A 22,727-nucleotide genomic window follows, 5' to 3' on the forward strand; every position below is an offset into this window, starting at 1 on the left:
AGGGGGAGTAACTATGAATTTTTTTGTAGCCGTTAACGGACGCAAAGTGAAACAAGGAATGTTTTTAATCTTAATTTCCTTTTTTACAGCACTTTTATTTTTCTCTCAATCAAGCTTATATACGCCGGTATTTGGAACTAAAGATGGACCAAAGGCAATTTATAAAGGGGAAGAAGGAATTAGTTTAACTTTTAATATTGGATGGGGTGATATACAGGCGGACCCAATTCTAGATATTCTAGAAAAAGGGAAAGTTCGTTCTGCCACCTTCTTTCTTTCCGGTTCGTGGGCAGAAAAAAATCCTGAGACGGTGAAGCGGATATTAGACCTCGGATATGAGGTTGGAAGTCTCGGCTATGCTTATGAGGATTATACAGAACTGGAAGATGAGAAAGTAAGACGCGATATTTTAAAATCTATTGATGTTCTTAAAAAGCTGGATGTCAAAGAGATTAAGCTTCTGCGTTCACCAACTGGACACTTTGATAAGCGTACTCTTGGAATTGCTGATAAACTTGGACTAACGATGGTCCATTGGAGTATCAACTCTCAAGATTGGAAAAACCCTGGCGTGGAGGAAATTATCGAAAATGTAAAGAAGGCGAAAAAAGGAGATATTATCTTAATGCACGCCTCCGATTCGGCAACTCAAACAGCACAAGCATTACCTGAGATTCTCAAGGTTCTCGAAGGAAAGGATCAGCTTGTCAAAGTTTCTATCTTAATGGCAAACGGTAAAGTACAAACAAAACTTGTTCCATAAGGGTGAAAAAAGCGATCTCCTAACGAGTCGCTTTTTCCTTTTTATTCTTTAAGCCATTCACAGCTACATTTGTTTTCAAAGCTTTACGTTTTTCCCTTTCTTCCATGGACAATCGGTTAAATTTCGGTAACATTAAAATTTGATAGGCGTTACAGGCGATCAATGGGAAAATCATTAAATAAATCCAGTCCGCATCATTAGGACGTAAAACTGGTAACCACTCTAAAATTGTAATTACGACCATAAAGAAGAGGGCAGAAACAAAAGTAGCTCTATTCGTCATTTTCGCCTTAAAATAAGCGACGATTAAGCCTGCAATTAATATAAATACCGCCAAACCTATATAAGGCAGAATGCTTTCTTCTTTTCCTGCAAAGGCCTGAAAGCGAAAATAAATTAGATCGAAAAGAACGAATGTAACTATGACTAGCTGCACCGCATTCCAAAGGCCAATTGATCGGAATATCCCAAGTCCAAACTGATGAATAAATAAATAGGCAAAATACCCAACCTGACTAACTACAGCGAAAATAAAGCCTACTCCAACTAACCAAATAAACGTTGATAAAATAGCTCCAATATTAAAATCTGTAAAATAAGGTTGAAATTCTCCCCAACGAATGAGAAAACCTAGAACACCTGTTAATAATCCACCCAATAAAAGTGAGTTAAATAAAAATTTAATTAAATTACGAATGGTCACTGCCCTTATCCCCCGTATCTATACTTATCACACCGATTTTATCAGTCTTTATTTGAAAAATCTACGTATAGCTAATTTGTGCATAAATTCTTCACAATGTTTCATATTAAATAGTAGCGGATTCCTTATTCCTTAAATGATTCAGACCTTCCTTATAGAAAGGAGCGTTCCTCATGAAGAAGGGAGTTTCTTTGCTCCTCATGGCCATCGTTCTCATTCTTGCTTCTTGTTCTGGAAATGATGTAGGAAAAGAACTTGACTATGACCAAACGAAAAAAATGATTGTGGATATATTAAAAACTGATGAAGGTAAAAAGGCGATCCAAGATATTATTAGTGAAGAGAGTACAAAACAAAAGTTAGTCATGGATCAGGGCATCGTCAGAGAAACCATTGAACAAACGCTTGTCTCTGAAAAGGGAGCTGACTTTTGGAAGAACTCCTTTCAAGATCCAAAATTCGCGGAATCTGTAGCCAAAAGTATGAAGACTGAACACGAAGCCCTTTTAAAGGATTTAATGAAAGACCCCGAATATCAGGAGCTTATGATGAGTATTTTAAAAGATCCTGAAATGCAAAAGGAATACGGGGATCTTGTTAAAAGTAAGGAATTCAGAAAACATTTGCAAAAAGTAGTATCCGACACCATTGAAAGTCCAACCTATAAAGCAAAAATTCAAGAGCTTTTGCTAAAGGCAGCAAAGGAAACTGAAGAAAAGTCTGGCAAGGATGAAAAAAAGGATGAAGATGCTAGTGGCGGGGGTAGTTAGAAAGTGCGACGACCAATATTAGTGACGCTATTAAGACATCCTATCTCGTTGTAACGACAGACACCTTGCTCTAATAAAGAGACTTTAAAAAAGTTGTCCCCAAAGAGCGCTTCCATTGCTCAAAAGGGACAACCTCTTTTCATTTTAACCCAATATACTTATGACTTTTTCAGCCATTTCTCCATATATCTTTCCAATCTTATGTGTTTCGTCGTAAACAGATGGCGCAAAATCCTCTTCATTCCAATCTGGCTGTTGCAATGGAAGTCTTCCAAGAAGTTCTGTTTGCAGTTCCTCCGCAAGCTTATCTCCGCCGCCTTTTCCGAAAACATATTCCTTTTCGCCAGTTACATTGCTTTCGAAATAGGCCATATTCTCAATAACACCTAATAGTTCATGGTTCGTGCGAAGTGCCATTGCACCTGCTCTTGCAGCTACAAAAGCAGCCGTTGGATGTGGTGTTGTAACAACGATTTCTTTACAGCTTGGCAGCATTGTATGCACATCTAACGCCATATCCCCTGTTCCTGGTGGCAAATCAAGTAGAAGATAGTCAAGTTCGCCCCACTCTACCTCGGAAAAAAAGTTATTAAGCATTTTCCCTAACATTGGTCCACGCCAAATAACAGGAGCATTATCCTCCACAAAAAATCCCATTGAAATCACTTGAACACCAAACCGTTCAACAGGAATAATTCGATCTCCCCTTAACTTCGGTCTACTTGTAATTCCCATCATATCCGGAACACTAAATCCATATATATCCGCATCAACCAATCCAACCTTTTTTCCTAATCGCGCAAGAGCAATAGCTAAATTAACAGATACAGTTGATTTACCTACTCCACCTTTTCCACTCGCAATCGCAATAAAGGTCGTTTTGCTATTTGGCGAAAGCAATCCACCAGGTCCCTCTCCAGGAATAGCTCCTGCAGCACGATGCTTGTCCAATTCTTCCGCCGGTAGTTGCGCAAAGCGAATTCCAACCGTTTCAGCTCCTGCATTCTTTAACGCTTCCACGACCTTCGTTTGAAACTGAAGTTGCTCTGGAGTACCAGTCTTGGCAATCGCTAATTTGACGCTAATATGTGACTTCTCTTCCTTAACCTTCACCTCAAGAATACCATTTGTCTCTTGTAGCGTTTTATGTAGTAATGGATCTTCCATTTTATTTAATATTTCTAGCGCTTGTTCTTGGGTAACCAAAATACGCACCTTCCTTATTATGGATTTGCTTTCTCTTCCAGTATAACATAATGTACTTCTTTCAGAATGTTATACGCTTGCAAGGAAGAAAAGCGTAAGCGCATTGCTTATCGACGTACAAACTTCTTAGCTTCTGACGAGATATAGGAAACACAGCGAGGAACGAGCTGATGTTGACTTATCGTAGGAAGAAGCGGAGAAGTTTGCTAGGCGATATGCGCTGGAGCTAGACAATGAAAAGCGGAAGGCAGCGGTTAGCGCCGTACAAACTTTTTAGGCTTTCTGACGAGATATAGGAAACACAGCGAGTCCGATAGGACGAACTGATGTTAACTTATCGTAGGAAGAAACCGAAAGTTTGCTAGGCGCTGCTGCCTGAAGCTAGACAATGAAAAGCGTAAGCGCATTGCTTATCGACGTACAAACTTCTTAATATGGATGAACGGCTAAAAACGCGCCGTCCCTGGCGCAACGCCGTTCTGACCAACGTCCTGTTGGCCCGAGATATAGGAAACACAGCGAGGAACGAGCTGATGTTGACTTATCGTAGGAAGAAGCGGAGAAGTTTGCTAGGCGATATGCGCTGGAGCTAGACAATGAAAAGCGGAAGGCAGCGGTTAGCGCCGTACAAACTTTTTAGGCTTTCTGACGAGATATAGGAAACACAGCGAGTCCGATAGGACGAACTGATGTTAACTTATCGTAGGAAGAAACCGAAAGTTTGCTAGGCGCTGCTGCCTGAAGCTAGACAATGAAAAGCGTAAGCGCATTGCTTATCGACGTACAAACTTCTTAATATGGATGAACGGCTAAAAACGCGCCGTCCCTGGCGCAACGCCGTTCTGACCAACGTCCTGTTGGCCCGAGATATAGGAAACACAGCGAGGAACGAGCTGATGTTGACTTATCGTAGGAAGAAGCGGAGAAGTTTGCTAGGCGATATGCGCTGGAGCTAGACAATGAAAAGCGGAAGGCAGCGGTTAGCGCCGTACAAACTTTTTAGGCTTTCTGACGAGATATAGGAAACACAGCGAGTCCGATAGGACGAACTGATGTTAACTTATCGTAGGAAGAAACCGAAAGTTTGCTAGGCGCTGCTGCCTGAAGCTAGACAATGAAAAGCGTAAGCGCATTGCTTATCGACGTACAAACTTCTTAATATGGATGAACGGCTAAAAACGCGCCGTCCCTGGCGCAACGCCGTTCTGACCAACGTCCTGTTGGCCCGAGATATAGGAAACACAGCGAGGAACGAGCTGATGTTGACTTATCGTAGGAAGAAGCGGAGAAGTTTGCTAGGCGATATGCGCTGGAGCTAGACAATGAAAAGCGGAAGGCAGCGGTTAGCGCCGTACAAACTTTTTAGGCTTTCTGACGAGATATAGGAAACACAGCGAGTCCGATAGGACGAACTGATGTTAACTTATCGTAGGAAGAAACCGAAAGTTTGCTAGGCGCTGCTGCCTGAAGCTAGACAATGAAAAGCGTAAGCGCATTGCTTATCGACGTACAAACTTCTTAATATGGATGAACGGCTAAAAACGCGCCGTCCCTGGCGCAACGCCGTTCTGACCAACGTCCTGTTGGCCCGAGATATAGGAAACACAGCGAGGAACGAGCTGATGTTGACTTATCGTAGGAAGAAGCGGAGAAGTTTGCTAGGCGATATGCGCTGGAGCTAGACAATGAAAAGCGGAAGGCAGCGGTTAGCGCCGTACAAACTTTTTAGGCTTTCTGACGAGATATAGGAAACACAGCGAGTCCGATAGGACGAACTGATGTTAACTTATCGTAGGAAGAAACCGAAAGTTTGCTAGGCGCTGCTGCCTGAAGCTAGACAATGAAAAGCGTAAGCGCATTGCTTATCGACGTACAAACTTCTTAATATGGATGAACGGCTAAAAACGCGCCGTCCCTGGCGCAACGCCGTTCTGACCAACGTCCTGTTGGCCCGAGATATAGGAAACACAGCGAGGAACGAGCTGATGTTGACTTATCGTAGGAAGAAGCGGAGAAGTTTGCTAGGCGATATGCGCTGGAGCTAGACAATGAAAAGCGGAAGGCAGCGGTTAGCGCCGTACAAACTTTTTAGGCTTTCTGACGAGATATAGGAAACACAGCGAGTCCGATAGGACGAACTGATGTTAACTTATCGTAGGAAGAAACCGAAAGTTTGCTAGGCGCTGCTGCCTGAAGCTAGACAATGAAAAGCGTAAGCGCATTGCTTATCGACGTACAAACTTCTTAATATGGATGAACGGCTAAAAACGCGCCGTCCCTGGCGCAACGCCGTTCTGACCAACGTCCTGTTGGCCCGAGATATAGGAAACACAGCGAGGAACGAGCTGATGTTGACTTATCGTAGGAAGAAGCGGAGAAGTTTGCTAGGCGATATGCGCTGGAGCTAGACAATGAAAAGCGGAAGGCAGCGGTTAGCGCCGTACAAACTTTTTAGGCTTTCTGACGAGATATAGGAAACACAGCGAGTCCGATAGGACGAACTGATGTTAACTTATCGTAGGAAGAAACCGAAAGTTTGCTAGGCGCTGCTGCCTGAAGCTAGACAATGAAAAGCGTAAGCGCATTGCTTATCGACGTACAAACTTCTTAATATGGATGAACGGCTAAAAACGCGCCGTCCCTGGCGCAACGCCGTTCTGACCAACGTCCTGTTGGCCCGAGATATAGGAAACACAGCGAGGAACGAGCTGATGTTGACTTATCGTAGGAAGAAGCGGAGAAGTTTGCTAGGCGATATGCGCTGGAGCTAGACAATGAAAAGCGGAAGGCAGCGGTTAGCGCCGTACAAACTTTTTAGGCTTTCTGACGAGATATAGGAAACACAGCGAGTCCGATAGGACGAACTGATGTTAACTTATCGTAGGAAGAAACCGAAAGTTTGCTAGGCGCTGCTGCCTGAAGCTAGACAATGAAAAGCGTAAGCGCATTGCTTATCGACGTACAAACTTCTTAATATGGATGAACGGCTAAAAACGCGCCGTCCCTGGCGCAACGCCGTTCTGACCAACGTCCTGTTGGCCCGAGATATAGGAAACACAGCGAGGAACGAGCTGATGTTGACTTATCGTAGGAAGAAGCGGAGAAGTTTGCTAGGCGATATGCGCTGGAGCTAGACAATGAAAAGCGGAAGGCAGCGGTTAGCGCCGTACAAACTTTTTAGGCTTTCTGACGAGATATAGGAAACACAGCGAGTCCGATAGGACGAACTGATGTTAACTTATCGTAGGAAGAAACCGAAAGTTTGCTAGGCGCTGCTGCCTGAAGCTAGACAATGAAAAGCGTAAGCGCATTGCTTATCGACGTACAAACTTCTTAATATGGATGAACGGCTAAAAACGCGCCGTCCCTGGCGCAACGCCGTTCTGACCAACGTCCTGTTGGCCCGAGATATAGGAAACACAGCGAGGAACGAGCTGATGTTGACTTATCGTAGGAAGAAGCGGAGAAGTTTGCTAGGCGATATGCGCTGGAGCTAGACAATGAAAAGCGGAAGGCAGCGGTTAGCGCCGTACAAACTTTTTAGGCTTTCTGACGAGATATAGGAAACACAGCGAGTCCGATAGGACGAACTGATGTTAACTTATCGTAGGAAGAAACCGAAAGTTTGCTAGGCGCTGCTGCCTGAAGCTAGACAATGAAAAGCGTAAGCGCATTGCTTATCGACGTACAAACTTCTTAATATGGATGAACGGCTAAAAACGCGCCGTCCCTGGCGCAACGCCGTTCTGACCAACGTCCTGTTGGCCCGAGATATAGGAAACACAGCGAGGAACGAGCTGATGTTGACTTATCGTAGGAAGAAGCGGAGAAGTTTGCTAGGCGATATGCGCTGGAGCTAGACAATGAAAAGCGGAAGGCAGCGGTTAGCGCCGTACAAACTTTTTAGGCTTTCTGACGAGATATAGGAAACACAGCGAGTCCGATAGGACGAACTGATGTTAACTTATCGTAGGAAGAAACCGAAAGTTTGCTAGGCGCTGCTGCCTGAAGCTAGACAATGAAAAGCGTAAGCGCATTGCTTATCGACGTACAAACTTCTTAATATGGATGAACGGCTAAAAACGCGCCGTCCCTGGCGCAACGCCGTTCTGACCAACGTCCTGTTGGCCCGAGATATAGGAAACACAGCGAGGAACGAGCTGATGTTGACTTATCGTAGGAAGAAGCGGAGAAGTTTGCTAGGCGATATGCGCTGGAGCTAGACAATGAAAAGCGGAAGGCAGCGGTTAGCGCCGTACAAACTTTTTAGGCTTTCTGACGAGATATAGGAAACACAGCGAGTCCGATAGGACGAACTGATGTTAACTTATCGTAGGAAGAAACCGAAAGTTTGCTAGGCGCTGCTGCCTGAAGCTAGACAATGAAAAGCGTAAGCGCATTGCTTATCGACGTACAAACTTCTTAATATGGATGAACGGCTAAAAACGCGCCGTCCCTGGCGCAACGCCGTTCTGACCAACGTCCTGTTGGCCCGAGATATAGGAAACACAGCGAGGAACGAGCTGATGTTGACTTATCGTAGGAAGAAGCGGAGAAGTTTGCTAGGCGATATGCGCTGGAGCTAGACAATGAAAAGCGGAAGGCAGCGGTTAGCGCCGTACAAACTTTTTAGGCTTTCTGACGAGATATAGGAAACACAGCGAGTCCGATAGGACGAACTGATGTTAACTTATCGTAGGAAGAAACCGAAAGTTTGCTAGGCGCTGCTGCCTGAAGCTAGACAATGAAAAGCGTAAGCGCATTGCTTATCGACGTACAAACTTCTTAATATGGATGAACGGCTAAAAACGCGCCGTCCCTGGCGCAACGCCGTTCTGACCAACGTCCTGTTGGCCCGAGATATAGGAAACACAGCGAGGAACGAGCTGATGTTGACTTATCGTAGGAAGAAGCGGAGAAGTTTGCTAGGCGATATGCGCTGGAGCTAGACAATGAAAAGCGGAAGGCAGCGGTTAGCGCCGTACAAACTTTTTAGGCTTTCTGACGAGATATAGGAAACACAGCGAGTCCGATAGGACGAACTGATGTTAACTTATCGTAGGAAGAAACCGAAAGTTTGCTAGGCGCTGCTGCCTGAAGCTAGACAATGAAAAGCGTAAGCGCATTGCTTATCGACGTACAAACTTCTTAATATGGATGAACGGCTAAAAACGCGCCGTCCCTGGCGCAACGCCGTTCTGACCAACGTCCTGTTGGCCCGAGATATAGGAAACACAGCGAGGAACGAGCTGATGTTGACTTATCGTAGGAAGAAGCGGAGAAGTTTGCTAGGCGATATGCGCTGGAGCTAGACAATGAAAAGCGGAAGGCAGCGGTTAGCGCCGTACAAACTTTTTAGGCTTTCTGACGAGATATAGGAAACACAGCGAGTCCGATAGGACGAACTGATGTTAACTTATCGTAGGAAGAAACCGAAAGTTTGCTAGGCGCTGCTGCCTGAAGCTAGACAATGAAAAGCGTAAGCGCATTGCTTATCGACGTACAAACTTCTTAATATGGATGAACGGCTAAAAACGCGCCGTCCCTGGCGCAACGCCGTTCTGACCAACGTCCTGTTGGCCCGAGATATAGGAAACACAGCGAGGAACGAGCTGATGTTGACTTATCGTAGGAAGAAGCGGAGAAGTTTGCTAGGCGATATGCGCTGGAGCTAGACAATGAAAAGCGGAAGGCAGCGGTTAGCGCCGTACAAACTTTTTAGGCTTTCTGACGAGATATAGGAAACACAGCGAGTCCGATAGGACGAACTGATGTTAACTTATCGTAGGAAGAAACCGAAAGTTTGCTAGGCGCTGCTGCCTGAAGCTAGACAATGAAAAGCGTAAGCGCATTGCTTATCGACGTACAAACTTCTTAATATGGATGAACGGCTAAAAACGCGCCGTCCCTGGCGCAACGCCGTTCTGACCAACGTCCTGTTGGCCCGAGATATAGGAAACACAGCGAGGAACGAGCTGATGTTGACTTATCGTAGGAAGAAGCGGAGAAGTTTGCTAGGCGATATGCGCTGGAGCTAGACAATGAAAAGCGGAAGGCAGCGGTTAGCGCCGTACAAACTTTTTAGGCTTTCTGACGAGATATAGGAAACACAGCGAGTCCGATAGGACGAACTGATGTTAACTTATCGTAGGAAGAAACCGAAAGTTTGCTAGGCGCTGCTGCCTGAAGCTAGACAATGAAAAGCGTAAGCGCATTGCTTATCGACGTACAAACTTCTTAATATGGATGAACGGCTAAAAACGCGCCGTCCCTGGCGCAACGCCGTTCTGACCAACGTCCTGTTGGCCCGAGATATAGGAAACACAGCGAGGAACGAGCTGATGTTGACTTATCGTAGGAAGAAGCGGAGAAGTTTGCTAGGCGATATGCGCTGGAGCTAGACAATGAAAAGCGGAAGGCAGCGGTTAGCGCCGTACAAACTTTTTAGGCTTTCTGACGAGATATAGGAAACACAGCGAGTCCGATAGGACGAACTGATGTTAACTTATCGTAGGAAGAAACCGAAAGTTTGCTAGGCGCTGCTGCCTGAAGCTAGACAATGAAAAGCGTAAGCGCATTGCTTATCGACGTACAAACTTCTTAATATGGATGAACGGCTAAAAACGCGCCGTCCCTGGCGCAACGCCGTTCTGACCAACGTCCTGTTGGCCCGAGATATAGGAAACACAGCGAGGAACGAGCTGATGTTGACTTATCGTAGGAAGAAGCGGAGAAGTTTGCTAGGCGATATGCGCTGGAGCTAGACAATGAAAAGCGGAAGGCAGCGGTTAGCGCCGTACAAACTTTTTAGGCTTTCTGACGAGATATAGGAAACACAGCGAGTCCGATAGGACGAACTGATGTTAACTTATCGTAGGAAGAAACCGAAAGTTTGCTAGGCGCTGCTGCCTGAAGCTAGACAATGAAAAGCGTAAGCGCATTGCTTATCGACGTACAAACTTCTTAATATGGATGAACGGCTAAAAACGCGCCGTCCCTGGCGCAACGCCGTTCTGACCAACGTCCTGTTGGCCCGAGATATAGGAAACACAGCGAGGAACGAGCTGATGTTGACTTATCGTAGGAAGAAGCGGAGAAGTTTGCTAGGCGATATGCGCTGGAGCTAGACAATGAAAAGCGGAAGGCAGCGGTTAGCGCCGTACAAACTTTTTAGGCTTTCTGACGAGATATAGGAAACACAGCGAGTCCGATAGGACGAACTGATGTTAACTTATCGTAGGAAGAAACCGAAAGTTTGCTAGGCGCTGCTGCCTGAAGCTAGACAATGAAAAGCGTAAGCGCATTGCTTATCGACGTACAAACTTCTTAATATGGATGAACGGCTAAAAACGCGCCGTCCCTGGCGCAACGCCGTTCTGACCAACGTCCTGTTGGCCCGAGATATAGGAAACACAGCGAGGAACGAGCTGATGTTGACTTATCGTAGGAAGAAGCGGAGAAGTTTGCTAGGCGATATGCGCTGGAGCTAGACAATGAAAAGCGGAAGGCAGCGGTTAGCGCCGTACAAACTTTTTAGGCTTTCTGACGAGATATAGGAAACACAGCGAGTCCGATAGGACGAACTGATGTTAACTTATCGTAGGAAGAAACCGAAAGTTTGCTAGGCGCTGCTGCCTGAAGCTAGACAATGAAAAGCGTAAGCGCATTGCTTATCGACGTACAAACTTCTTAATATGGATGAACGGCTAAAAACGCGCCGTCCTGGCGCAACGCCGTTCTGACCAACATCCTGTTGGCCCGAGATATAGGAAACACAGCAAGGAACGAGCTGATGTTGACTTATCGTAGGAAGAAGCGGAGAAGTTTGCTAGGCGATATGCGCTGGAGCTAGACAATGAAAAGCGGAAGGCAGCGGTTGGCGCCGTACAAACTTTTTTTTATGGATGAACGGCTAAAAACGCGCCGTCCTGGCGCAACGCCACTCTGACCAACGTCCTGTTGGCCCGAGATATAGGAAACACAGTGAGTCCGATAGGACGAACTGATGTTAACTTATCGTAGGAAGAAACCGAAAGTTTGCTAAGCGCTGCTGCCTGAGCTGTGTAAAAAAGCGAAGATACAATTCGACATACTTCGGGGCGTGACAGGCACGTGTCGAAAGTGCCTGTCACTTGGGAATTTCAAGACTTTTTTCTTGTGAAAAATAACGCATGATGCCTTTATAGATTGAAAAGGACACTTTATCTTGATATTCAGTTGACATTAAGTTTTGTCGTTCTTCTGGATTGGATAAAAAGCCAATTTCTACTAAAGCACCAGGCTTTTCAGAATGATCCAAAATAAAGATATTGTTAATGATCTTCGCTTGACGATTAGTATTTTCCAATGTATGCACTAGTTCGTCTTGTATAAAAGTTGCTGCACGCTTATTATTGACATCGTGTGGAGAATAAAATGTCTGGGCACCTCGCCATCGTGGTGAAGGGATTGAGTTTAAATGAATACTAAGAAATAAGTCCGCTTCTGAATCATTAATCATTTTCAACCTTTTATGGAGATCATCAGTCTTTCTACGACTAAGACCATTAATATCAGGTTCAGCTAAATCACGGTCATCTTCTCTTGTCATAAGAACAAGGGCCCCCTGCTCTTGAAGATAATCACGCAGTTTTTTGGATACATCCAATGCAATATCCTTCTCTAAAGCTTCCTGATCACCAGCCCCCCCATCAGGCCCCCCATGACCAGGGTCTAAGTAAATAATTTTCCCGGACAATGGCAAATTCCAACTATCAAAAGAATCCTTTGGAATAAATTGATACTGCAAAAGAAGAAACAAAATAACAGCACCAATTGAAAATAATACTATCTTGTTTTTCCTTCTCATCCTATTTTCCCCTTCACAATTCATTCTTCCACAGCTTATGGGACAAGAAGGGCTTTTAGAACAAGATAAAAGAAACGGTATGCTATATTTTAGCGAGCAGTTATTGATTTAAATACTGTGCAATAAAGCTAAAACAGAAAGAAGTAGGTTTATTTCACCTACTCCCTAACTTTAATGCAAACGCAACTTATATCGACGTTCTCCTTTTTCATATCCTTGCATCCACCATTCATCTACAAAATGCGCACATGCCGCAAAAGCCTTCTCCTCATCGATGGACTTATGACCATAATCCATATAGAGCCAAAAATTATACATTGTATCGCCTAATTTTTCCCGATCCTCTTCCGACCGATTCCTAATCATTTCAAAAGTCTCACCATAAAGGACAAATCGACTATACTCACCACCGCATAAGAACGCTTCAATCGCTATATCAAAGCATGCTTCCTCCACTCCATCCGGGATAAAGCTTGCCCATATTCCAACATGATTAAAGTGCTGCAAAACACTCTTTTTTAACTTTTCAATGGAAAGATCGCGCAACAGTTTTCGTTCACTAGTTAACTGTTTTTCCCTTTTTCTTTTTTCAAACGTTGTCACAATCGTCATGTTTGTTTCATCCTCCTAATTATAGTTTCAACGAACCGATAAAAGTCATACACGAGGATATCGAAAAAAGGCACCAAAAATTTCCGTTCTTTTTGAAACGTTTATACCATCATAATCGTCTATATATATAGGTGGTGACCGTTTGTGAGAAAATGGATAGTTAGCGCTTGCTTGATATTGCTTGTAGGTTGCTCTCATGTCATTATTGATTGGGAAGATTTTCTTCAGTTCCATGGGGAAAAATACTTTTCTGATGCTGGGGTCGAATTATCAGACCTCAAGTTTATTGGTGAAAATATTGGAGAGATTAAATACACACTAAAGGATAACGTCAAAAAATCCAATTATCGTTCCAAAGATGGGGATGCTGCATATTTAAAAACGGGGACAAAATTATATGCTGTCATAAATCATCCAGATCTCATTGCTATTTCTGATCCTGAGAAGATAAATGGTTATAAATTATATGTAAGAGAAGGCGATCAAAACATACTAGATATTCCGACCTTCCTTCCAGAGGAGCCTATAAAAAAAATAGAAATATTTGAGGAATTGGAGAATAACGAATACATATTTAACACGATGATTGATCAGAAAGAGAAAATTCAATCATTTATTGAATTATTTCAAACAAGTCAATCTGACACATCACTCGAATATCGGGATGACGACCCAAAATCAAAATCCTATGCTATTATTTTATATTCATCATCTCCAATGGCCAGTAAACATTCGATATATTTCGATGGAGGAAAATACTTTTGGCTAAACAAGGAATATGAAATTCTGTCTGATCGAATAAACGAATTCTTGACTCCAGCAAATGAAGAAAAGGTGTAAAAATAGCTGTTTTAAAGAGGCACTAATAACTTTCTAGATTTTGAAAAGGATCATACTTTTCTTCAGACAACTTTAAATTTGAACTGCACCCAAATAGAAGGTGCAGTTTTTTTATGTAAGAATATCCAAATAGGTTTATTTTGTTAATTTAAAAACTTTCCCTTGTCAAACTATTTTTTAATAAGTAAAATGTTATGTGTAAGGTGAAAAGAGTCTAGAAGATAAACCATTATATTTTTTTCACCAAATGTTGCCCTCGGCTAACATTTGTGTAGTAAGCTAATATACTTATAGAAACAGACCAATTTTTCGTAAAAAGGAGTGGAAAAGCATGTCTTCTGCAATTTCAATTAAAGACCTTCACGTTTCCTATTTCGGAAGTGAGGCAGTAAAGGGGGTTAGCCTTTCCCTTGAGGCTGGTAATTTAGTAGGAATTATCGGTCCAAACGGAGCTGGTAAGTCTACGTTTATAAAGGCTATTCTTAATCTTATTCCAAAAGATAAAGGGGAAGTGAAAATATTTGGGCACATCATTAAGGACGTAAGAAGAAAAATTGCATACGTTCCACAGCGGAATGATATTGATTGGGATTTTCCAATTACAGTTTTTGATACTGTACTTATTGGCACATATCCAAATATGGGAATATTTCGCCGTCCCAAAAGAGAGGAAAAGGAGTGGGCTCTTCAATGTCTTGCAAAGGTGGGTATGGAGGAATTCTCCAATAAGCAAATTGGTGAGCTATCAGGTGGTCAACAACAGCGAGTCTTTCTTGCAAGGGCTCTTGCTCAGAAAGCAGATTTATTCTTCCTAGATGAACCTTTTGTTGGTGTCGACGCATCAAGCGAAGAGACAATCGTCCATATATTAAAGGAATTATGTAGTAATGGAAAGACTGTCGTTGTCGTTCACCATGATTTAAGTAAAGCAAACGATTATTTCAATGAACTGATTTTATTAAATAAGGAATTAATTTCTTATGGACCTGTTAATGAAGTATTCCAGCCTGGGATCATCGAAAAAGCCTATAAAGGACAGTTTGCTTTTATGAAAGAGATAGGAGTGTCCATATCATGATTTTTATCGATGCTGTCATGCAATACGGATTTTTACAAAAAGCTTTGTTGACGTCTATAATGGTCGGAATCATCTGTGGGGTTATCGGCTGTTTCATCATACTTAGAGGTATGGCTCTTATGGGAGATGCAATCTCTCATGCAGTATTGCCTGGTGTCGCTATCTCCTATATGTTCGGTGTTAACTTCTTTATAGGCGCAGTCTTTACTGGAGTATTAACAGCAATTGCCATTGGGTTCGTCACCCAAAACAGCCGTATCAAACATGATACTTCCATAGGAATTATGTTTACTGCCGCATTTGCTTTAGGAATTATCATTATTACGATGCTGAAAAGCAGTACAGATTTATATCACATCTTATTTGGCAATGTATTAGCTGTTAGATCATCCGATATGTGGATTACATTATTTATCGGTTTAATTGTGCTAAGTGCTGTTTACTTATTCTACAAAGAACTATTAGTTTCATCCTTTGATTCGACAATGGCTGCGGCTTACGGTTTGCCAGTTCGATTCATCCATTATTTTTTGATGACACTTTTGACGATGGTTACTGTCGCATCACTACAAACAGTCGGCATTGTGCTCGTTGTTGCAATGTTAATAACTCCTGCTGCAACAGCGTACCTACTAACCGAACGTTTATGGGTAATGATTTTCCTTGCATCCGGAATTGGTGCGTTATCATCAGTGATCGGACTTTACTTTAGTTTCACCTATAATCTCGCATCAGGGGCAACAATTGTTCTCGCGGCCACAGCTATTTTCACAATCGTGTTCCTGCTGTCACCTAAACACGGACTCATATGGAAATCAATAAAGGCTAAAAGGAAAAGAGCCTCATTGGCTTAATATTAGGGGGATATAAGATGATGAAAAAAACAATTACGTTACTATTCACAACAGCTTTTGCACTTTCAATGTTGATAGCTTGTACTAATGACCAAAGTAATGTGAATGAAAAAAACGGTGATCAAAAGGTCCAGGTCGTCACTACCTACTCTATAATTTATGATATCGTTAAAAATATAGGCGGAGATTTGGTCGAAATCCATAGTTTAGCACCGATTGGATCAAACCCCCATGAATATGACCCATTGCCTGCAGATGTACAAAAAACGACAGATGCTGATGCTGTTTTCTATAACGGATTAAATCTTGAGGCCGGAAATGCGTGGTTTAACAAATTAATGGAGACTGCAGGAAAAGACGGAGAAAATGCACCAGTTTTTCTTATGAGTAAGGGTGTGGACGCAAAATATCTGACTACGAAAGGAAATGAAGGCGAAGAAGATCCTCACGCTTGGTTAAATGTTAAAAATGGAATTATCTATGCAGAAAATGCCAGGGATGGGTTAATTAAAGTTGACCCAGAAAATGAGGAGATCTACAAAAAAAACGCTGATGAATATATTGAGAAATTAGAGGAACTTCATCAAAAGGCTATCGATGAATATAATAAAATTCCTAGAGACAAACGCATTCTCGTTACAAGCGAAGGTGCATTTAAATATTTTTCTGAAGCTTATGAGTTTGACGCAGAATATATTTGGGAAATTAATCAAGAAAATCAAGGAACACCAGACCAGATTACAAGAATTGTTGATATTATAAAAGATAAAAATATTCAAGCATTATTTTTAGAAACGAGCATCGATCCCCGAAGTATGGAAGCCGTATCTGCAGAAACAAATGTCCCTATTAAGGGGAAAATCTTCACTGATTCCTTAGCACACCCTGGTGAAGAGGGAGATACGTATATTTCCATGATGGAATGGAATATTAAAACAATTCTTGAAGGATTATCTGAATAACTTTTATAATCAGCAGGAGTTCCCTTCCCTACTGTTGAACGAACTGACTTAGCTTTTTCCGGCTGTAAGATCTCCTCGAAGAGAGCCTACAGCCGGTTCATTCTGGATAACGAGAACCTTGTTATTTGAATAAATAAACATGAAGCATAATGAACGCTTTCCCCCTACCAAATCAATGACAACAGGATTTTTTCGTCCAAATGGTTCCACAATCAAGAAAAAGATGGTATAATAAAATTGTAATGTTGATCATCATTCCGTAATTTTACATTGATTTGCTCAGTTTTTCACAAAAGACTGTATCTCTATCTTAAGGAGGTTTTACAATGACATTTTGGAATGGTTTTAAAGAAGGTCGTTGGCAAACAGAAGTAGACGTTAGGAATTTTATCGTACAAAACTATACATTATATGAAGGCAATGAAGAGTTTCTAGAAGAACCTACAGAAGCCACTACTGCTCTTTGGGATCAAGTTATGGAGCTTTCGAAACTGGAACGAGAAAATGGTGGAGTGCTCGATATGGATACGAAAGTCGTATCCACTATTACATCCCATGGTCCAGGATATTTAAAAAAAGAATTAGAACAAATCGTCGGATTTCAAACTGAAAAACCTTTTAAAAGATCTCTACAACCATTTGGTGGTATTCGGATGGCTGAAGCAGCTGCTGAATCATATGGATTTAAAATTGATGATGAAATTCATGAGATTTTTACAAAATATCGCAAAACCCACAATCAAGGTGTCTTTGATGTCTATACACCGGAAATGCGTCTAGCTCGAAAAGTTGGGATTATTACCGGTCTTCCAGATGCTTATGGACGTGGAAGAATTATTGGTGACTACAGAAGAGTTGCTTTATACGGAATTGAATTCCTAGTTAAGGAAAAAATGAACGACCTAGAAATAGTAAGCAACGGAACAATGACGGAAGATGTCATTCGTGAACGTGAGGAAATAGCAGAGCAAGTTAGAGCTCTACACGAATTACAAGAACTTGCGAGTCTCTATGGTTATGATATTTCTAAACCTGCTGCAAATGCTAAAGAAGCATTCCAATGGCTATATTTTGCCTATCTTGCAGCGATTAAAGAACAAAACGGTGCTGCCATGAGTTTAGGTCGTGTCTCCACTTTCCTCGATATTTACATCGAGAGAGACATCGAGAATGGCACGATCACTGAAAAAGAGGCTCAAGAACTCGTTGACCATTTCGTAATGAAGCTACGTCTCGTTAAATTTGCTAGAACTCCTGATTATAATGAATTGTTTAGTGGTGATCCAACTTGGGTAACGGAATCAATTGGAGGAATTAGTATAGAGGGAAAACCGCTTGTGACGAAAAACTCCTTCCGCTTCCTTCATACATTAGATAATTTAGGTCCAGCACCAGAACCAAACTTAACGATCCTATGGTCGACGAAACTACCAGATAATTTCAAGAAATATTGTGCTAATATGTCGATTAAGACAAGTTCCGTTCAATACGAAAATGATGATATTATGCGTGAACACTATGGAGACGACTATGGCATTGCTTGCTGTGTATCCGCTATGCGCATTGGAAAACAAATGCAATTTTTCGGAGCCCGTGCAAACTTGGCGAAAGCACTTCTTTATGCAATTAACGGCGGTGTAGACGAACTGAAAAATGTTCAAGTAACTCCGAAGTTTGCGCCAATTACATCTGAGTACTTAGATTACAACGAAGTCGCCGAGAGATTTGATCAACTAATGGATTGGCTTGCTGAATTGTATATGAATACTCTTAATGTTATTCATTATATGCATGATAAATATAGCTATGAACGAATTGAAATGGCCCTCCATGATCGTCATATTTTACGTACAATGGCAGGAGGAATTGCTGGTCTATCTGTTGTAGCAGACTCCCTAAGTGCGATTAAATATGCAAAAGTAAAACCAATCCGTAATGAAAATGGTGTAGCAATTGACTTTGAGATTGAAGGAGATTTTCCTAAATACGGAAACAATGACTCTCGCGTTGACGATATTGCTATTGATGTTGTCAAAACATTTATGAATAAGTTTCAAAAGCACCATGCTTACCGTGAAGCAACTCCAACCTTATCAGTCTTAACGATTACATCAAATGTTGTCTATGGTAAAAAGACTGGTAATACTCCTGATGGCAGACGCAAAGGAGAACCATTCGCACCTGGAGCCAACCCGCTTCACGGCCGTGATCAAAAAGGAGCCATCGCTTCATTAAGCTCTGTTGCGAAATTACCATACGAGTATGCTTTAGATGGAATTTCTAACACATTCTCCATTGTTCCAAAGGCACTCGGACGTGAAGAAGAAACGAGAATTTCTAATCTAGCTGCTATTCTAGATGGGTATATCATAAAAGAAGGTCACCATTTAAACATAAATGTATTCAACAGAGAAACTTTACTTGATGCAATGGAACAGCCAGAAAAATACCCACAACTCACAATTCGTGTCTCTGGTTACGCCGTCAACTTTATCAAACTCACAAGAGAACAACAAATTGACGTCATCAACCGAACATTCCACGAAACAATGTGAGTAGAAAAGCGGAAGTCGGCGTTTAGCGATGTACAAACTTTTTAGGGTTCTGACGAGATAAAGGAAACACAGTGAGTCCGACAGGACGAACTGATGTTGACTTATCGTAGGAAGAAACCGAAAGTTTGCTAATCGCTGCCGACTGGAGCTAGACAGTAAACCAAGTGCCTGTCACCACCCGGATCTTGTCGAATTCGGGTGGTGACAGGCACGCCCCGAAAATTGTCGAAAAGGAGGATGTAAGGATATGAAGATTCAAACACGTATTCACTCAGTAGAATCTTGTGGAACTGTTGACGGGCCTGGGCTTAGGTATGTGATCTTTACACAAGGATGTCTCTTGCGTTGCCTCTATTGCCATAATCCAGATACATGGACATTTGGTAATGAGGAAGGAAAAGAGGTTTCGATTGAATCCTTGATGAAAGATATTAAAGATTATCTTCCATTCCTTCAAGCCTCTGGAGGCGGTGTAACCGTTAGTGGTGGAGAGCCACTATTACATGTTGATTTTTTATATGAATTGTTTACAGAGTGCAAAAAACTCGGAATCCATACATGCATCGATAGTTCTGGCGGTTGTTTTACGCGTAAAGAACGATTTATTCATTCGTTAGATCGCCTTATGGAAGTAACGGACCTAGTTCTATTAGATTTAAAACATATTGATGAGGAAAAACATCGAAAGCTAACAGCTGTATCAAATAAACACATTTTAGATTTTGCCCATTACCTTGAGGAAAAGCAAAAGCCTGTCTGGGTTCGGCATGTCCTCGTTCCAGGGTTTACTGATGGCGAAGAAGATCTAAGAAGACTATCAGCTTTTATTCATACATTATCCAATGTCGAAAAAATTGAAATCCTCCCCTATCACCAATTAGGGGTTTACAAATATGAAGCGCTCGGCCTTGACTATAAACTTAAAGGTGTTTCTTCCCCAACAGATGAAAAAGTTAAGTGGGCGCATGCAATATTAACAAATAGAGAGCAGGATCAACCTACATCATAAGATAGCGAAATACAAAAAATATGATTCTGGAATAGACCGCCAATAGGTATAGGAAGGATGAATGAAATGGCAAACCTTTTGTATATTAAAGTCAATCCAAAAGACGATGAGCAATCCCGTTCTTCTAGATTAGCCAATCACTTTTTGGAGAAATATAAACAAAAGCATCCTGAAGATAACATTGAAATACTCGATTTATATCACGCTGATATTCCTTTTCTAGATGTTGACGTTTTTAGTGCTTGGGGGAAGTTCGCTTCACACGAAAAATTAACAGAAAACGAAATGATAAAGGCCCTCCAAATGGATCAATTAACTAGCCAATTCTTAAGAGCAGACAAACTCGTCTTTTCATTACCTTTCTGGAATTTATCTTATCCTCCTATGTTTAAGGCTTATATTGATACAATTTGTATTGCCGGTAAAACATTCCACTATACTGAAAATGGTCCAGAAGGATTAGTTCCTGATAAACCTGTTTTATTAATTGAGTCTAGGGGCGGTGTTTATTCGGATGGACCGGCGGCTAATATGGAATTCTCGCAGCGATATTTTAATACGATCCTCAATTTCATGGGAATTCAAAACATACATTCAGTTATTGCTGAGGGATTAGATATAGACCCAAATAGGGAAAAAGATATCCTTGTTGAGGCAAAGAATAAACTCAATGCCCTTGCACCAAACTTTTGAGCAAAAAGAGAGGAGTTTGTAGAGAACCAAAAGCGTCCCTACGAACTCCTCTCCTTTTTAACATTTTCATCTTATGATGTCTCCAATATTTTCATTCATCGCCCGAATTACTTCAGCTTCTGAAGATAAAGGCGTATCCCCCACAATTGTGTGGGCAAGCACAGCTGCTGTGACTGCGAAGTCAACCGTTTGCTCCGGTAGAAAATCCCCCATTTCTCCATGAAGAATACCACTTGTAAAAGCATCCCCTGCCCCGATTCGATCAAGTACCGGAAAGCTGACAATCTTAGAAAAGGTAAAGTCGTCATTCTTAAACATAAAACCTTGTAAAGTATGAGATTGATGATCGTGAATTGTACGATGGGTTCCAGCAATAAGGCTAACTTGAAACCTGTCCGCCACTTTAGGAATTAAATCGATTAGTTGTTCTTTACGATCAATCATTCCTGTTTTCATTCCAAGCACAAACATGGCATCCTTTTCGTTCATCATAACGATATCAGCGAAACCTAACATTTCTTCATAATGACGTTTTGCTTTCTCATAACCATTTTCTCCCCATAGGGAAGGACGATAATTACAATCAAAGACAACTAACCCGCCATTCTCTTTTACTAACTTAGCAAGAACTTTCATTTGATTACGAACCTGATCATTCATAGAAAGTGTAATTCCACAAAAGTGCATTAGATCTACAGATTTGGCAATTTCCTCAAATGGATAAACAGATTGGGCTGCTGTATTAAAACTACTTTCCTGTCGGTTCGTATATGTAACTCGGCTAGTCCTGATTCCAAATCCGTTTTCTAGAAAATAAATCCCTATATAATTTCCTGAACGTTGAACGAATTCTGTTTTGACACCAAGCTTACGTAAATAACTAACTGCTGCGTCTCCAATGGCATTACTTGGTAAAGCCGAAACAAGATAACCCGAATGCCCAAAGTGGGAAAGAGCTGCAGCAATATTCACACCTGTGCCAGAAAAGGAATAATTCAACGTGTTAGCTTGCGACAGTAATTCATAGCCTGGCACTTGCATTCGCATCATTACTTCTCCAAATGCCGCTATTTTTTTACTCATAAGCATTCACTAGCTTTTTAACGATTTCTAATAGTTCCTTAACATCATCTGTGTTGGTTTTTCCAGTTTCTGAATCTATAATTGAAGAGTAAACATGTGGTATTACTTTAGGAACATTTGCCTCTAAGGCAATTCGCAAAATCTGTTCAAAATTATCTTTATCAATACCACCTGTCGGCTCTAGTGCAAATCCTTCCTCTCCACAGGCTTCCGCAACCGCTCGATACTCCTCTTCACAGTTTAATCCCTTCATCGGGAAAAACTTCAGCGCATTGCCTCCCATATCCCGGACTAGAGCGATCGCCGACTTTATCGGCACAATCGCATGTTCCGAATTTGCTGCACTGTGAGGACCTGTAGAAATATTAACCATTCCTACTTTTCCTGTTGGGGAAACCAAACTGTTAATCCAGCTTTCCTTTTCACCTAAATTAGCACGCGTTGCCCCAACGGCAGGAAAAACTTGGTTAATATGTTTACCAGCGTAATATTTGGAAATTTCAGCCACAACGGCTGCTTGGCGATTATCCCCCGCTCCTAATCCAATAGAGACAGCATCCTCAATTTCACTGCCATATTCTTCCATAGCCGTAACAGCTTCTGGTACTGTTGGATAATCTTTTGATAACACCCCTACAAGAACATATCCTTCTGCGGCTTCATACACTTCCCTTGCATTTCCAATATTACTTGCTAACACATTTAAACAGACACGACCCTTATAAAAATGTTTCTCAATCTCTAACATTTT

The 22,727-nt window shown here is 41.8% G+C and carries 15 protein-coding genes; 9 read left to right on the forward strand and 6 right to left on the reverse strand.

The window, feature by feature from the left end; all coding sequences use genetic code 11:
* Positions 1-13 precede the first annotated feature (13 nt).
* Positions 14-763, forward strand: coding sequence for a polysaccharide deacetylase family protein (locus BN1243_RS13235; RefSeq protein ID WP_062107519.1), 750 nt, complete (start codon positions 14-16; stop codon positions 761-763).
* A gap of 19 nt (positions 764-782) precedes the next feature.
* On the opposite strand, the gene BN1243_RS13240 is transcribed toward BN1243_RS13235, so the two are convergent.
* On the reverse strand, positions 783-1,466 hold the full coding sequence (locus BN1243_RS13240; protein WP_062107521.1) for a KinB-signaling pathway activation protein: 684 nt from the start codon (positions 1,464-1,466) through the stop codon (positions 783-785).
* 173 nt (positions 1,467-1,639) lie between these two features.
* Between BN1243_RS13240 and gerD the strand changes: the two genes are divergently transcribed.
* The gene (gerD, locus tag BN1243_RS13245; RefSeq protein WP_062107523.1) at positions 1,640-2,236 is read left to right on the forward strand and encodes a spore germination lipoprotein GerD; all 597 of its coding nucleotides are present in this window, start codon (positions 1,640-1,642) and stop codon (positions 2,234-2,236) included.
* Positions 2,237-2,380: 144 nt separating this feature from the next.
* Here gerD and BN1243_RS13250 read toward each other — a convergent pair whose 3' ends face one another.
* From BN1243_RS13250 to BN1243_RS13260, 3 genes are all read right to left on the reverse strand, one after another.
* The gene (locus BN1243_RS13250) at positions 2,381-3,403 is read right to left on the reverse strand and encodes a P-loop NTPase (protein WP_407638891.1); all 1,023 of its coding nucleotides are present in this window, start codon (positions 3,401-3,403) and stop codon (positions 2,381-2,383) included.
* A gap of 8,167 nt (positions 3,404-11,570) precedes the next feature.
* Positions 11,571-12,290 carry an N-acetylmuramoyl-L-alanine amidase CwlD gene (gene cwlD, locus BN1243_RS13255; RefSeq protein ID WP_062107526.1) on the reverse strand — a complete coding sequence of 240 codons (720 nt, stop codon included), beginning with the start codon at positions 12,288-12,290 and terminating at the stop codon, positions 11,571-11,573.
* Positions 12,291-12,461: 171 nt separating this feature from the next.
* On the reverse strand, positions 12,462-12,902 hold the full coding sequence (locus BN1243_RS13260) for a DUF2521 family protein (RefSeq protein ID WP_062107528.1): 441 nt from the start codon (positions 12,900-12,902) through the stop codon (positions 12,462-12,464).
* A 144-nt stretch (positions 12,903-13,046) separates the two neighbouring features.
* Here BN1243_RS13260 and BN1243_RS13265 point away from each other — a divergent pair, with 144 nt between their 5' ends.
* The 7 genes from BN1243_RS13265 (at position 13,047) to BN1243_RS13295 (ending at position 20,893) form a co-directional block, all read left to right on the forward strand.
* Positions 13,047-13,742, forward strand: a complete 696-nt coding sequence (locus BN1243_RS13265; protein WP_062107530.1) for a DUF5301 domain-containing protein — start codon at positions 13,047-13,049, stop codon at positions 13,740-13,742.
* 331 nt (positions 13,743-14,073) lie between these two features.
* Complete coding sequence (locus tag BN1243_RS13270; protein WP_062107532.1) at positions 14,074-14,820, forward strand: metal ABC transporter ATP-binding protein; 747 nt, start codon at positions 14,074-14,076, stop codon at positions 14,818-14,820.
* Complete coding sequence (locus BN1243_RS13275; protein ID WP_062107534.1) at positions 14,817-15,674, forward strand: metal ABC transporter permease; 858 nt, start codon at positions 14,817-14,819, stop codon at positions 15,672-15,674. The genes BN1243_RS13270 and BN1243_RS13275 overlap by 4 nt, the downstream gene beginning before the upstream one ends.
* A 20-nt stretch (positions 15,675-15,694) precedes the next feature.
* Positions 15,695-16,636, forward strand: coding sequence for a metal ABC transporter solute-binding protein, Zn/Mn family (locus BN1243_RS13280; RefSeq protein ID WP_195892156.1), 942 nt, complete (start codon positions 15,695-15,697; stop codon positions 16,634-16,636).
* A 326-nt stretch (positions 16,637-16,962) separates the two neighbouring features.
* On the forward strand, positions 16,963-19,191 hold the full coding sequence (gene pflB / locus BN1243_RS13285; RefSeq protein ID WP_062107539.1) for a formate C-acetyltransferase: 2,229 nt from the start codon (positions 16,963-16,965) through the stop codon (positions 19,189-19,191).
* 247 nt (positions 19,192-19,438) lie between these two features.
* Positions 19,439-20,200 (forward strand): pyruvate formate-lyase-activating protein, encoded by a 762-nt coding sequence (pflA, locus tag BN1243_RS13290; protein ID WP_062107542.1) that lies wholly within the window; start codon positions 19,439-19,441, stop codon positions 20,198-20,200.
* Positions 20,201-20,266: 66 nt separating this feature from the next.
* Positions 20,267-20,893 (forward strand): FMN-dependent NADH-azoreductase, encoded by a 627-nt coding sequence (locus tag BN1243_RS13295; RefSeq protein WP_062107544.1) that lies wholly within the window; start codon positions 20,267-20,269, stop codon positions 20,891-20,893.
* A 66-nt stretch (positions 20,894-20,959) separates the two neighbouring features.
* On the opposite strand, the gene BN1243_RS13300 is transcribed toward BN1243_RS13295, so the two are convergent.
* Positions 20,960-21,976 (reverse strand): sugar kinase, encoded by a 1,017-nt coding sequence (locus tag BN1243_RS13300; protein WP_062107545.1) that lies wholly within the window; start codon positions 21,974-21,976, stop codon positions 20,960-20,962.
* Complete coding sequence (dagF, locus tag BN1243_RS13305; RefSeq protein WP_062107548.1) at positions 21,969-22,724, reverse strand: 2-dehydro-3-deoxy-phosphogluconate aldolase; 756 nt, start codon at positions 22,722-22,724, stop codon at positions 21,969-21,971. Before dagF ends, BN1243_RS13300 begins: the two co-directional genes overlap by 8 nt.
* Between the last annotated feature and the right edge of the window lie 3 nt (positions 22,725-22,727).

It is taken from the genome of Bacillus niameyensis, assembly GCF_001375535.1.
Classification (GTDB): domain Bacteria; phylum Bacillota; class Bacilli; order Bacillales; family Bacillaceae_C; genus Lederbergia; species Lederbergia niameyensis.

Coding starts and splice junctions, on each gene's coding strand:
- BN1243_RS13235 (WP_062107519.1), top strand. CDS start 14: ATGAATTTTTTTGTAGCCGTTAACGGACGCAAAGTGAAACAAGGAATG.
- gerD (WP_062107523.1), top strand. CDS start 1,640: ATGAAGAAGGGAGTTTCTTTGCTCCTCATGGCCATCGTTCTCATTCTT.
- BN1243_RS13250 (WP_407638891.1), bottom strand. CDS start 3,403: ATGGAAGATCCATTACTACATAAAACGCTACAAGAGACAAATGGTATT.
- cwlD (WP_062107526.1), bottom strand. CDS start 12,290: ATGAGAAGGAAAAACAAGATAGTATTATTTTCAATTGGTGCTGTTATT.
- BN1243_RS13260 (WP_062107528.1), bottom strand. CDS start 12,902: ATGACGATTGTGACAACGTTTGAAAAAAGAAAAAGGGAAAAACAGTTA.
- BN1243_RS13270 (WP_062107532.1), top strand. CDS start 14,074: ATGTCTTCTGCAATTTCAATTAAAGACCTTCACGTTTCCTATTTCGGA.
- BN1243_RS13275 (WP_062107534.1), top strand. CDS start 14,817: ATGATTTTTATCGATGCTGTCATGCAATACGGATTTTTACAAAAAGCT.
- BN1243_RS13280 (WP_195892156.1), top strand. CDS start 15,695: ATGAAAAAAACAATTACGTTACTATTCACAACAGCTTTTGCACTTTCA.
- pflB (WP_062107539.1), top strand. CDS start 16,963: ATGACATTTTGGAATGGTTTTAAAGAAGGTCGTTGGCAAACAGAAGTA.
- pflA (WP_062107542.1), top strand. CDS start 19,439: ATGAAGATTCAAACACGTATTCACTCAGTAGAATCTTGTGGAACTGTT.
- BN1243_RS13295 (WP_062107544.1), top strand. CDS start 20,267: ATGGCAAACCTTTTGTATATTAAAGTCAATCCAAAAGACGATGAGCAA.
- BN1243_RS13300 (WP_062107545.1), bottom strand. CDS start 21,976: ATGAGTAAAAAAATAGCGGCATTTGGAGAAGTAATGATGCGAATGCAA.
- dagF (WP_062107548.1), bottom strand. CDS start 22,724: ATGTTAGAGATTGAGAAACATTTTTATAAGGGTCGTGTCTGTTTAAAT.